Source organism: Faecalibacterium sp. i25-0019-C1, from assembly GCF_042854225.1.
GTDB classification, from domain to species: domain Bacteria; phylum Bacillota; class Clostridia; order Oscillospirales; family Ruminococcaceae; genus Faecalibacterium; species Faecalibacterium taiwanense.
On sequence record NZ_AP031428.1, the window covers coordinates 2,667,518 to 2,680,580 of the forward strand.

Annotated in this window: 14 protein-coding genes; 13 read left to right on the top strand and 1 reads right to left on the bottom strand. The window is 50.6% G+C overall.

Going from position 1 to position 13,063, the window contains the following annotated elements; all coding sequences use genetic code 11:
• Positions 1 to 11: 11 nt before the first annotated feature.
• The 13 genes from ACGHUK_RS13195 to ACGHUK_RS13255 all read left to right on the top strand — a co-directional run bounded on the left by ACGHUK_RS13195 (position 12) and on the right by ACGHUK_RS13255 (position 12,375).
• Positions 12 to 923, top strand: a complete 912-nt coding sequence (locus ACGHUK_RS13195) for a ParB/RepB/Spo0J family partition protein (protein ID WP_117526361.1) — start codon at positions 12 to 14, stop codon at positions 921 to 923.
• Between the two features lie 13 nt (positions 924 to 936).
• A complete protein-coding gene (locus tag ACGHUK_RS13200) occupies positions 937 to 1,443 on the top strand; it encodes a hypothetical protein (RefSeq protein WP_098923465.1) in 507 nt (168 codons plus the stop codon).
• 10 nt (positions 1,444 to 1,453) lie between these two features.
• Complete coding sequence (locus ACGHUK_RS13205) at positions 1,454 to 2,089, top strand: DUF3846 domain-containing protein (protein WP_117526362.1); 636 nt, start codon at positions 1,454 to 1,456, stop codon at positions 2,087 to 2,089.
• A gap of 18 nt (positions 2,090 to 2,107) precedes the next feature.
• Positions 2,108 to 2,590 (top strand): PcfB family protein, encoded by a 483-nt coding sequence (locus tag ACGHUK_RS13210; protein WP_117526363.1) that lies wholly within the window; start codon positions 2,108 to 2,110, stop codon positions 2,588 to 2,590.
• Complete coding sequence (locus ACGHUK_RS13215; RefSeq protein ID WP_117526364.1) at positions 2,587 to 4,344, top strand: VirD4-like conjugal transfer protein, CD1115 family; 1,758 nt, start codon at positions 2,587 to 2,589, stop codon at positions 4,342 to 4,344. The genes ACGHUK_RS13210 and ACGHUK_RS13215 overlap by 4 nt, the downstream gene beginning before the upstream one ends.
• Before the next feature lie 206 nt (positions 4,345 to 4,550).
• Entirely contained in the window at positions 4,551 to 4,766 is a 216-nt protein-coding gene (locus ACGHUK_RS13220; protein WP_002576404.1) for a Maff2 family mobile element protein, read from the top strand.
• 184 nt (positions 4,767 to 4,950) lie between these two features.
• Positions 4,951 to 5,166 (top strand): Maff2 family mobile element protein, encoded by a 216-nt coding sequence (locus ACGHUK_RS13225; RefSeq protein WP_002576404.1) that lies wholly within the window; start codon positions 4,951 to 4,953, stop codon positions 5,164 to 5,166.
• A 305-nt stretch (positions 5,167 to 5,471) separates the two neighbouring features.
• Positions 5,472 to 6,338, top strand: a complete 867-nt coding sequence (locus tag ACGHUK_RS13230) for a VirB6/TrbL-like conjugal transfer protein, CD1112 family (protein ID WP_002576403.1) — start codon at positions 5,472 to 5,474, stop codon at positions 6,336 to 6,338.
• A gap of 17 nt (positions 6,339 to 6,355) precedes the next feature.
• Positions 6,356 to 6,748, top strand: a complete 393-nt coding sequence (locus ACGHUK_RS13235; RefSeq protein WP_117526365.1) for a PrgI family protein — start codon at positions 6,356 to 6,358, stop codon at positions 6,746 to 6,748.
• A gap of 19 nt (positions 6,749 to 6,767) precedes the next feature.
• Positions 6,768 to 9,155 (top strand): VirB4-like conjugal transfer ATPase, CD1110 family, encoded by a 2,388-nt coding sequence (locus tag ACGHUK_RS13240; RefSeq protein WP_117526366.1) that lies wholly within the window; start codon positions 6,768 to 6,770, stop codon positions 9,153 to 9,155.
• Between the two features lie 3 nt (positions 9,156 to 9,158).
• Complete coding sequence (locus ACGHUK_RS13245) at positions 9,159 to 10,928, top strand: C40 family peptidase (protein ID WP_117526367.1); 1,770 nt, start codon at positions 9,159 to 9,161, stop codon at positions 10,926 to 10,928.
• 35 nt (positions 10,929 to 10,963) lie between these two features.
• Positions 10,964 to 11,215 carry a DUF4315 family protein gene (locus ACGHUK_RS13250; RefSeq protein ID WP_005929904.1) on the top strand — a complete coding sequence of 84 codons (252 nt, stop codon included), beginning with the start codon at positions 10,964 to 10,966 and terminating at the stop codon, positions 11,213 to 11,215.
• Positions 11,212 to 12,375 (top strand): CD1107 family mobile element protein, encoded by a 1,164-nt coding sequence (locus ACGHUK_RS13255; RefSeq protein WP_156068318.1) that lies wholly within the window; start codon positions 11,212 to 11,214, stop codon positions 12,373 to 12,375. The genes ACGHUK_RS13250 and ACGHUK_RS13255 overlap by 4 nt, the downstream gene beginning before the upstream one ends.
• 310 nt (positions 12,376 to 12,685) lie before the next feature.
• On the opposite strand, the gene ACGHUK_RS13260 is transcribed toward ACGHUK_RS13255, so the two are convergent.
• Positions 12,686 to 13,027, bottom strand: coding sequence for an NADAR domain-containing protein (locus ACGHUK_RS13260; RefSeq protein ID WP_117526369.1), 342 nt, complete (start codon positions 13,025 to 13,027; stop codon positions 12,686 to 12,688).
• Positions 13,028 to 13,063: the final 36 nt, after the last annotated feature.

Sequence of the window (13,063 nt, forward strand, 5' to 3'; positions counted from 1 at the left end):
TAAGAAGCTGAATGGCAAAAGCAAAAACCAGTATTACAACAGAAAACCGCAGTGGCTCAGCTGCCGACGCTGCGGCTAAGGAGAAGCGGACGGAGATGCCGCTTTCTGACCTGCATCCCTTTGAAGGTCATCCCTTTAAGGTGCTGGACGATGAGCTGATGGAACAGACCGTGGAGAGCATCAAGCAGATCGGTGTGGTATCACCGCTGATTGTACGGCCTGACCCGGAAGGCGGATTTGAAATCCTTTCGGGACACCGCAGGCTTCATGCAGCGCAGTTGGCAGGTTTGGAGACGGTGCCGGTCATCGTCAAGGAAATGGACGATGATGCAGCAATCATCTTTATGGTGGACAGCAACTTGCAGCGGGAAAATATCCTTCCCAGCGAGAGAGCGTTTTCCTACAAGATGAAGTTGGAAGCGATGAAGCATCAGGGACAACGCGGAGATTTAACTTCTGACCAAGTTGGTCAGAAGTCGTGGGCTGTGAACCAGTTAGCTGATGATGCGAACGAAAGTAAAACGCAAGTTCAGCGTTTTATCCGCCTTACCAACCTGATTCCAGAAATTCTGGACATGGTGGATGAGAAGAAAATCGCCTTTAATCCGGCGGTAGAGCTGTCTTACCTGAAACCGTCCGAACAGAAAGAATTTCTGGAGGCAATGGACTATGCACAGGCATCCCCATCCCTGTCGCAGGCACAGCGATTGAAAAAGCTCTCGCAGGAGGGCGACTGCACCTTGGATGCCATGTGTGAAGTGATGAATGAAATCAAAAAGGATGAGCTTGACCATGTGACGATTAAAAACGAGGTTCTTCGGAAGTATTTCCCGAAATCCTATACGCCGAAGCAGATGCAGGACACGATTATCCGGCTGCTGGAAAAGTGGCAGCGAAGTAAACAACGAGATATGGAACGATGAGAAGGAGATTTTTATGATGATGAACTTTAAGAAGAATCAGAACAACGCAGTGTGCAGCATGGATTGCAAGAACTGCCCGAATGGTGCATCGCAGCCGAATCCGATGGATGATTCCATGTTTGAGAAGTCCATTGCGATGCTTCATAACTGGGTGATGTTGGAGGCAATCCGTGAAGATCACCCGAAGGAACGCATTGTGATGGTGATCCTGCCGGGGGCTGGCGGCGAACTTCTGACCGAGGCTGGCAGTCGAGACATCTTTGAGGATGTTTACGATGAGATGGAGGCTGATCTGGTGGCAGATGGGGAACTGCTTCTCCATTATGATAAGAGCGATGTGATCGAGACTGACAGAACCCGCTATCTGTTGGGAGCTGCGGAGGTTTCGGAAATCGACCAGAACGGCAACGAATGCAGCATCAATCTGTTTACGCTGGAACGTACCATCGACTATGTGAACGAGAACCTGACGGTGGTTTCCATTGGCGGCGAGTTGGTTCCGGCACTGCGCCTGATCTAAGGAGGTGCCTATGAAGAAATTTGATGTGGAGATTACAGAGACTCTCCAGAGAAAGGTTTCCGTGGAAGCTGCCTCACAGGAAGATGCGGAACGCATGGTGACGCAGGCGTGGAACAATCAGGACTATGTTCTGGATTCCGGCGATTTCACCGATGTGGATTTCAAGACCGTGGGAGAACATGAATTGGCAGAGACCAGGACAATGGATGTGCTGCTGGTGCAGCCCAACGCCTACCCGAAGAAAATCAGCGTTGGCACGGAGCTGGAAGATTTGCAGGCAATGGTCGGCGGCGATATTGAAGTAACCTATCCATTTGAGGATGAAGTGGCCATTATTCTGAATGAATCCGGTAAAATCAATGGCTTGCCGCTGAACCGTGCGATTTACACCGAAGACGGGGATATGCAGGACATTTATGCCGGTGATTTTCTGGTGGTAGGGCTGACAGAGGATGACTTTGGTTCTCTGACTTCGGAGCAGATGCAGAAATTTGAGGAACAGTTCCATCAGCCCCAGATGTTCGTTCGTATGGGTCACAGCATCATGGCGATTCCGGTTCCGGATGACATGCTGAAGAAGATGGAGGAAAAGGCTGCAAAGCCCCAAGAAAAGAGCAAACCTGCACCGGACCGGGACAGTTTGTAAGGAAGGAGGCGGAGATTCATGCAGGAAGAAGTTGAAAATCGTACCGTCAATCTGGCAATCAGCACCACGAAATTGACCTTTCGCACCATCGTGAATGGCTATAATGCGTGGAAACGGCACCATCAGGCAAAGGTGGCTCAGAAAACAGCGCAGCTGCCGGTTGGAAAGCAGAGCATCAAAGAACTGATCGGTCAGAATCAGGGAGTCAGCAGTATCCCCATTGAGAAAACGGATTTGAAAGGCTTTGAACAGGTGGCACGGAAATATGGTGTGGATTATGCCATTACGAAAGACCAAAATGTAATGCCACCCAAGTACACGGTGTTCTTTAAGGCGAAGGATGCGGATGCACTGACTTCCGCTTTTGAGGAATTCACCAACCGAAAGCTGAAAACAAAGGAAAAACCGAGTGCTCTGGAGCAGCTTAACAAGCTCAAAGAGCTGGTTGCTGCAATTCTTCCGGATAAGGTTCGCCACAAAAGTCAGGAGCGTGATCTATGAGTAATAAGACAAAGAAGCAGCTGCTCCTGAACCTGCCGTACTTCATTGCCGGTCTTGTATGTACCAATCTGGGAGAAGCGTGGAGAATTGCCGAGGGCGCAGACATGTCTGAAAAGCTCCTCGGCTTTCTTTCTGCCCTGGGTGCAGCCTTTTCCAATCCGATGCCAAGTCTGCATCCGATGGATTTGCTGATTGGTGTGTGCTGCGGAGCGGGTTTGCGGATTGCTGTGTACCTGAAAGGCAAAAATGCCAAGAAATATCGCCATGGCATGGAGTATGGCTCTGCTCGTTGGGGTACGCAGAAAGACATTGAACCGTTTGAAGATCCAGTGTTTGCAAACAATGTGATTCTGACCCGGACGGAGCGGCTGATGATGGGCAACCGCCCGAAGAATCCGGCAAATGCCCGAAACAAAAACGTGCTGGTGGTGGGCGGCTCCGGCAGCGGCAAGACCCGGTTTTGGCTTAAACCCAACCTTTTACAATGTCACAGTTCCTATGTGGTCACTGACCCGAAAGGCGATATCGTAATCGACTGCGGCCAAGCCCTTTTGAAGAACGGATACAGTATCCGGATCTTTAACACCATCAATTTCAGAAAGTCGATGCATTATAATCCCTTCGCCTATATTCACAGCGAAAAGGATATTTTGAAGCTGACCACAACCCTCATTGCCAACACCAAAGGGGACGGCAAGGCCGGTGACGAATTCTGGACGAAGGCAGAGACCTTGCTGTATTGTGCTTTGATTGGTTATATCCACTATGAGGCACCGCTGGAAGAGCAGAACTTTGCAACGCTGATTGAATTCCTGAATGCGATGGAAGTACGCGAGGATGATGAAACCTTTCAGAATCCAGTGGATCAGATGTTTGAAGCTCTGAAAAAGAAAAAACCGAACCACTTTGCTGTCCGCCAATATGCCAAGTTCAAGCTGGCGGCGGGCAAGACCTTAAAGTCGATTCTGGTGAGCTGCGGCGCACGTCTTGCTCCCTTCGATATTGAGGAAGTCCGTGATATCACTATGTACGATGAGCTGTCGCTGGATACGGTGGGAGATAAGAAAACGGCTCTGTTCCTCATTATGAGCGATACAGACCCGACTTTTAATTTCCTGATTTCCATGATCTATACACAGCTGTTTAACCTGCTGTGCGAGAAAGCGGATGATGTCTACGGCGGCAGATTGCCGGTGCATGTGCGCTGCCTGATTGATGAGTGTGCGAACATTGGTCAGATTCCGAATCTGGAAAAGCTGGTAGCCACCATCCGATCAAGAGAAATCTCGGCGTGTCTGGTGCTTCAGGCACAGAGCCAGTTGAAGGCAATCTACAAGGACAATGCCGATACCATCATCGGCAATATGGATTCCCGTATTTTTCTTGGCGGTTCGGAGCCGACTACGCTGAAAGAGCTGAATCAGGCACTGGGGAAAGAAACGATTGATCTGTACAACACTTCCGATACCAGAGGTAATAGCCCATCCTACGGCACCAATTACCAAAAAGTTGGGCATGACCTGGCCTCGGTGGATGAACTGGCTGTGTTGGATGGCGGTAAGTGCATTTTGCAGCTGCGCGGTGTGAGACCGTTCAAGTCAGATAAATATGATCTGACCCAGCATCCGAACTACAAGCTCACTGCCGGTGCTGATAAGAAAAACACGTTCAGCATCGAGGCGTTTCTTGACCATCGGCTGAAACTCAAGCCCGGTGATAAGTACGAAGTGGTTGATGCAGATCATGCCAAGTAAGTTCGTTCCGGTGACGAAGATGTCATAGGTGTGCTGTTGGCAACAGAATAAGAAGGGGCGGCGAGCTGCCGCCTCTTTACATAGCCAGGTTTCTGATTGGGATTGGAAATCTGGCTATATGTTTGCCCATTTGCAGGTGCACATGCAGATGGAAAATCACTATTCATCAGCCCATAAGGGCGCAACGTACAAGGAGGTACACATTTATGGCATTTTTCAACAGCGCAGTAACCGTTCTTCAGACCCTCGTTATCGCACTGGGTGCCGGCCTCGGCATCTGGGGAGCGATCAACCTGCTGGAAGGCTACGGCAACGACAACCCCGGTGCCAAGTCTCAGGGCATGAAGCAGCTGATGGCCGGTGGCGGCGTGGCACTGATCGGCACGACTCTGGTGCCGCTGCTTTCTGGACTTTTTGGTTAAACAGAAAGCATACGAGGTTGGAATTCTGATGAGGGCGGCGGTGAGCCGCCCTTTTTACATAGCCAGGTTTCTGATTGAAATTGGAGACCCGGCTATTTTTTTGCCCTTTTGCAGGTGCACATGCAGGGGGACATTCACTATTCACCAGCCCATAAGGGCGCATTGTACAAGGAGGTACACATTTATGGCATTTTTCAACAGCGCAGTAACCGTTCTTCAGACCCTCGTCATCGCACTGGGTGCCGGTCTCGGCATCTGGGGAGCTATCAACCTGCTGGAAGGCTACGGCAACGACAACCCCGGTGCCAAGTCTCAGGGCATGAAGCAGCTGATGGCCGGTGGCGGTGTAGCACTGATCGGCACGACTCTGGTGCCGCTGCTTTCCGGTCTGTTCGGTTAAGCAAAGGCTGTCGGAGCGAAGATTCCGACCGGGCGGCGAAAGCTGCCTGTTACATAGTCAGGTGCAGGCAATCTCCGCAGCTGGCTATTTTCTGCGCTCTCCGGCAGGTGCACATGTTGGAAGTATGGCGCAGGACCGCAGTTTAGAATCGCACGGCTGATAGGCCGGACAAGTTACAGGAGGACAAATCTATGGCGTTTCTTACTACAACTGCATCGGCACTGTCTCTTTTCTCACAGCTGTTCATGCTTCTGTCCCGGATGGCGAAGCTGTTCGGCGTGTTTGCGTAAGGAAGGAGGCGGCTCATGCAGAGTATCCTTGAACAGATCACAGATTGGCTCAAGAGCATGATCATCAGCGGTATCATGGGAAATCTTTCAGGGATGTTCGATTCGGTCAACCAGCAGGTTGGACAGATCGCAGGCGATGTGGGAACCACACCGGCGAACTTTTCACCTGCGGTTTTCTCTATGATCCGTAACATCTCGGAATCCGTGATCCTGCCCATTGCCGGAATGGTGCTGACATTCATCGCCTGTTATGAGCTGATCCAGATGCTCATCGAGCATAACAATCTGGCAAATTTCGAGACGTGGACATTTTTCAAATGGGTCTTTAAGACCTTTCTGGCAGTGACTCTGATCTCGAACACATTCAATATCACGATGGCTGTCTTTGATGTGGCGCAGCAAGTGATCTCCAGAAGTGGCGGTCTGATTTCCGGCAGTACGTCCGTCAGCGATGCGACCCTGACAGCAATGCAGGCTACACTGGAAGGCATGGACTTGGGACCGCTGCTGGGACTGTATTTGCAGACCTTTGTGGTTCAGGTCACGATGCTGGCGTTGTCGGCTATCATCTTTGTCATCGTGTATGGCCGAATGGTGGAAATTTACCTCATGGTGAGCCTTGCGCCGATTCCGTTCGCAACCTTTGGAAACCATGAGCAGAGCCATACCGGTCAAAACTATCTGCGCTCCCTGTTTGCACTGGGATTCCAGGGGTTTCTTATCATGATCTGTGTAGGCATCTACGCAGTTCTGATTCAGAACCTGTCCTTTTCGGATAACATCATCAGCAGCATTTGGGGCGTTATGGGCTATACGGTTTTGCTGGCATTTACGCTGTTTAAGACGGGAAGCCTCGCAAAATCCGTGTTTGCAGCGCATTAAGGAAGGAGGCATGATTCGTGGCATCTTATATTTCTGTACCGCGTGACCTTTCAAAGGTCAAAACCAAGGTCTTTATGAATCTGACCAAACGGCAGATTCTCTGCTTCGGAGCCGGTGCGCTGATTGGCGTTCCGGTTTTCTTTTTGCTCAAGTCCAGCGGGAATCTGAGCCTTGCTGCACTTGGCATGATGGCAGTGATGCTGCCGCTTTTCTTTCTTGCCATGTACGAGAAAGACGGTCAGCCGCTGGAAGTGGTGGCAAAGCACTTCTATGAGGCAAAGTTCAAGAGGCCGAAAACGCGGCCTTACAAAACAAAAAATTACTATGCACTGCTGGTTCAGCAGGCAGACGTGGAAATGGAGGTAAATCGCATTGTTCAAAATTCTCGAAAAGCTGACATCGAAGAATAAAAAGCAGGATGACATCCGAATGCCGTCTCATCTGTCAGCCGCAGAGCAGAAACAGGTGCAGACGGTGATTGACCGCGCAAGGGGGGACCGCACGATTCCGCATTCGGCACAGGAGAGCATTCCTTTTCAGCGGATGTTCCCGGACGGTATCTGCCGTGTGACGGACAACTACTACACCAAAACCATCCAGTATCAGGATATCAATTATCAGCTGGCACAACAGGAGGATCAGACAGCTATCTTTGAGGAATGGTGCAGCTTCCTGAACTTCTTTGATTCCAGCATCCGCTTTGAGCTTTCTTTTATGAATATGGCTACGGATGCCTCGAATTTTGAGAAGATGGTGTGTATTCCGTACCAGAAGGATCATTTCAATCCGGTGCGCACGGAGTACAGCACCATGCTGCGCCGCCAGCTTGCCCAGGGCAACAACGGCCTGACCAAGACGAAGTACCTGACGTTTGGCATTGAGGCGGAATCCATGAAACAGGCAAAGCCGAGGCTCATTCACATCGAGATCGACCTGATGAACAACTTCAAACGCTTGGGTGTCCGGGCAAAATTGCTGAACGGCAAGGAACGGCTTCATCTGATGCACGATATGTTCCACATGGGCGACCATGACCGGTTCAATTTCGATTGGAAGTGGCTGCCGGAGAGCGGGCTGTCGGTAAAGGACTTTATTGCTCCGACCGGATTTGCCTTTCCGAAGAACCGGATTTTTCAGATGGGCGGGATGTATGGTTCTATGTCCTATCTCCAGATCACAGCTTCCGACCTGTCGGATCAGCTGCTGAAGGACTTTCTGGATATGGAATCCAGCCAGATCGTGACCATGCACATTCAGTCGGTAGACCAGAACAAAGCAATCAAGTCCATTAAGCATACCATCACGGAGCTGGATCGTTCCAAGATTGAGGAACAGAAGAAAGCAGTCCGTTCTGGATACGATATGGACATCATTCCGTCGGATTTGGCGACTTATGGTAAGGACGCAAAGGCATTGCTGAAGGAATTACAGAGCCAGAATGAGCGTATGTTCCTGCTGACTTTTCTGGTGATGAACACCGGCGAGACGGAGCAGGAGCTGGAGACCAACGTGTTTCAGGCTTCCAGCATCGCACAGAAGTACAACTGCAACCTGCGCCGTCTGGACTTTCAGCAGGAGCAGGGGCTGATGAGCTGCCTGCCGCTGGCGCAGAACCTGATTGAGATTCAGCGCAGCATGACTACCAGCAGCACGGCAATTTTCGTGCCGTTTACCACCCAGGAACTGTTTCAGACCGGGAAAGAGGCTCTGTACTATGGGTTGAATGCCCTGTCCAACAACCTGATCATGGTTGACCGGAAAAAGCTCAAGAACCCCAACGGGCTGATTCTTGGTACTCCCGGTTCCGGTAAATCCTTTTCTGCCAAGAGAGAAATCGCCAATGCGTTTCTGGTGACGGATGACGATGTAATCGTGTGCGATCCGGAAGCCGAGTACACGGCTCTGGTGCAGAAATTTGAGGGGCAGGTTATTAAAATCAGCCCTTCCAGCACGCAGTATATCAATCCGATGGACATCAACGCGAATTATTCAGAAGAGGATAATCCCATTGCCTTGAAAGCAGATTTTATCCTGTCCCTGTGTGAGCTGATCGTGGGCGGCAAGGAAGGCTTGCAGCCGGTAGAAAAGACGGTTATCGACCGCTGTGTGCATCAGATTTACCAGACCTATTTTGAGAACCCGGTGCCGGAGAATATGCCGGTGTTACAGGACTTGTACGAGGCACTGCTCCGGCAGGATGAAAAGGAAGCACACCATGTGGCAACGGCACTGGAAATCTATGTGACCGGTTCTCTGAACCTGTTTAACCACCGCACCAACGTAGATATCAATAACCGGCTGGTCTGCTATGACATCAAGGAGCTGGGCAAGCAGCTGAAAAAGATCGGTATGCTGGTGGTGCAGGATCAGGTTTGGGGGCGTGTGACCGCCAACCGTAACGCCGGTAAAGCCACCCGCTACTATATGGACGAGTTCCATCTGCTTTTGAAAGAGGAGCAGACAGCGGCTTACAGCGTGGAAATCTGGAAGCGATTCCGTAAATGGGGCGGTATTCCCACCGGCATCACCCAGAACGTGAAAGACCTGCTTTCTTCCCGCGAAGTGACGAACATTTTTGAGAACAGCGACTTCATTTATATGCTGAATCAAGCAGCCGGTGATCGTCAGATTCTGGCGGATCAGCTGAATATCAGCCCACATCAGCTGTCCTATGTGACCCACTCCGGTGAAGGCGAAGGACTGCTGTTCTACGGAAATGTGATTTTGCCGTTCGTTGATCGTTTCCCGACCGATCTGGAACTGTACCGGATTATGACGACAAAATTAACCGAAGTGCAGGAAGCGAAGGAGGCGTAAGCGATGGCTGGCAAGAAAAATCCGAATCTCGGAGACAAGCTGCGGCAGGAGCGCGAGGGTGCGGAGAACACCCTTCGCGATTCCAGAAGCAAAACCGCAGATAGCAGTACGGGAGACGGCGGCAAGAAAAAAGCGGAACACCGAAGGCAGATTCGTCACGAGGCCGATCTTGCTAAGATGCGCAGTAAGAAGCTGAAATCAGATCAGGAAGCAAAAGCGAAAAAGAATGCAGCAGCTTCCGGGAAAAAAGGCGGAAAGCCAAAGAAGCCGGGAAATCTTGCGGCAGATGCACTTTCAGCCAAGGCACATCAGAGTGTGCGCAATGCCGACCAGGATAATAATTCTGGTGTGGAGGCAGCGCATTTTACCGAAGGCTCAGCGGAAGGTGCAGCCCGTGCTGGTTCCCGGTTCCAATATGGTCGAAAGCTGCGGCAGTACAAAAAGCTGGAGCGGTTGGAGAAAAAGGGAAATAAAGATGCCGTAGATTCCATCTTTGCGGAACGCATGAAGTCTGATCCGCAGGCTGGTTCCAATCTCTTTTCCCGATGGCGGCAGAAGCAGGCCATCAAAAAAGAGTATGCCGCTGCGAAGGCAGGTGCGGCCGCTGCGGAGAACACAGCATCTGGCACAGCCAAAGCTGCACAGGGTACTGTCAGTATAACGGAAAAGGCATTTCAGTTTGTGCAGAGCCACTCGCATATCATCATCGGTATCGCAGCCGTGGGACTGCTTGTTTTGGTGATTGCCGGGTCGGTTTCGTCATGCTCCGTCTTGATCAATGGCGGCGGCAATGTGGTGCTGGGGACTTCCTACACGGCAGAAGATGAAGATTTGAAAGGCGTGGAGACGGATTATACCAAGCTGGAAGATAAACTTCGCAAACAAATCGACCGCATTGAAACCGACCATCCGGGCTATGACGAGTATCGCTACAATCTGGCAGAGATTGGTCACAATCCCTATGAGCTTGCATCTCTGCTGACCGTAGAATTTGAAAACTATACGAGAAGCCAGGTGCAGGCGCGGCTCCAGAGTATTTTTGAAGCGCAGTATGAGCTGAAGTTGGAGGAAAAGGTGGAAATCCGGACAAGGAAGGAAACCCGTGTGGGCTATCGCTACAATCCAATCACCGGAACCGGACACACCTACACCTATCAGGTGACGGTACAGTATGAGTATAAAATCCTCAATGTAACACTGCTCAATCGGGGCGTTGACTATGTTGCAAGAAATTCCGGCCTTACAGATGACCAGCTGCAACGATACGAAGTCACACTGGAGTGCCGGGGCAATCGAGATGACCTGTTTGCAGGCATAGCCTTTGCAACGCCGGATGGCGCGGGTTCCAGCGGAGAATACCAGGATTACGACATTCCGGGCGAAGCTCTGACGGATGAAAAATTCCGGAAGATGATTACCGAAGCAGAGAAATATCTCGGTTATCCCTATGTTTGGGGCGGCAGCTCGCCGAGTACCAGTTTTGACTGCTCCGGTTTTGTAAGCTGGGTCATCAACCACTGCGGCAATGGCTGGAATGTAGGCAGGCAGACGGCCAACGGTCTGATGGGAAAATGCGACATTATCCCGAAGAGTGAGGCAAAGCCCGGAGACCTGATCTTCTTCCAGAAAACCTACAACACCAGTGGCGCATCCCATGTGGGCATTTATGTCGGCAACGGGATGATGATCCACTGTGGCTCACCAATTTCCTATGCTTCCATTGAGACGAGCTACTGGCGGCAGCACTACTACTGCATGGGAAGAATTCGATAAAAATAGGGCGTTTATTCGCCCGGAAAGGATACGATATGAGCTTGAAACTGGAAAAGATTGCTGCGGAGCGCGAGAAAGCCCGCAGGAAACGCGATGAATGGGAGGAGCGCAGAAAGGAATGGGACAGAAAGTACCACGAGCAGGAAAACAGCGAAATCTGTGAAATGGTACATGCCCAGAGCCTGACCCCGGAACAGCTGGCAGTCATCATTCAGCTGGCGCAGGCTGCGGTTCCCAACCCGGAGAACCTGAAACTGGATGAGAAAGAAACGGAGGATATGGAATGAAAAAGATGATGGCAATGCTGCTTGCCAGCGTGATGGCGGCAGGAACCTTTACGACCACTGCATTTGCCTATACGGGCGATGATGTGCAGAAGAACACGCCTGTCAGTACCGCTGCACAGGAGACGGATGCAGCAGAAAGCACAAATGCGGGGAAAACGGACAATACCGACAGCATCGAAATCGACCCGGACATGCAGGTTCTGCCGGATGGCTATGAGGTCTCTACGGATGCGGATGGGAACCTGATCGTTACGGTGGGCGGCAAAGAATACAATATCGGCAGCGAAAAGTCCCAAAAGCAGACTGGTACGGTGGTGCCGGGGATCACCAGTCTGCATTTTCGTTCCGGTCCCGGCATGGATCAGGAGATTATCGGATATCTGCATTCCGGCGATACGGTGGAGATTGTCGAAAAATGCGGTGACTGGTATAAGGTAAACTTCAACGGCAAAACCGGGTATGCACATGGAAAGTACCTGAATGTCACGGATTCTGCAAAAGACAGCAGCATGTTCAGTGAAGATGCGCTGAAGCTGTTTCTGGATCTGATGCAGAGTGGAATGTCATACGAGGATGAGACGAAATCCAGTGCAGCTTTGACTCCGGAAGGAAATATGACGCTGGTGGACGATATCGGTGAGGAAGAAGATAAATCCAGCCAGCAGTTCATTACGCTGGTGACAAAGGCGGGCAACACCTTTTATCTGATCATCGACCGCGATAAAGACGGCAACCAGAATGTGCATTTCCTGAACATGGTGGACGAGGCCGATCTGCTTGCGCTGATGGATGAAGAGGAAGCTGCCAAGTATCGGGAGAAGGAGCCGGAAGTCACGGAACCTGCGGAAACCGAAAAGCCGCAGGAGACGGAACCGGCACCGGAAGAGCAGAAAACAGAGAGCGAGCAGAAGAAATCGTCTCCGCTTCCGATGATTATGCTGCTTCTGTTTGTGATCGGTGCAGCCGGTGTCGGCGGTTATCTCTATATCAAGATGAAGGGCGTAAAGCCTGCGTCCAAGAAAAATCAGCCGGACCCGGATGCGGATTATCACGATGAGGATGAAGATACGCTCCAGCTGCCGGAGGATGATGGTGACGAGGACGAAGAAGTGGATGTCAACGAGGATTATGAAGCGGAATCGGAAGATGAACCTGTCTGATTAACGCAGCGTTGACCGGTGGGGCGGCTGAAAAGCCGTCCCCTTTACATAGCCAAATGGTTGGTGGGTGAACTGTTTTGAGCTATGAAGCTATGGACTCTGTAGGCGATATCTGATAAAATAGAAAGTAAGAACAGCTCAACAACTCGGAATTTTACCATCCAGCATCTCTCAAAAATAATAGGCATATTTTCATATAGTGTTGATTAAATGTCTATAAGTGCTCATATTCTGCGCATTTTGATCTGCATTTATTCATATCTATAAATCATCAAATACGTATTTATATTGGTATCTGGATTTTCGCCCTTCACACCCGTTCTCGTACGATCATGAGTGCATACCCCAGCAGGTTCGTTCCGTGCCACTTTTTCACGTCGAGTCGATCTGGGTCCTTCATCGATAAGCCGATGCCCCAGATGTGGTCCTTGACGGCGCACTCTGCGAGGATGGCGTCGCCGGTGGATTTGAGCTGAGCCTTCAGGTCTTTGATCTGCTCCAACTCTGTCTTTGGATAAAGAAAAATCACTTTCTGTCCATCCATGGATACCTTCTGTAAACGATACCTTACAGCTATATAATTGGGCAGATGGTCAAACTCTGCGCGCTGAACTGTCGCTTTAATTCCCAGAACTTTATAGAGATATTCCATATGTTCTCCTTCTATTTAACTCTATTTTTGTATTAT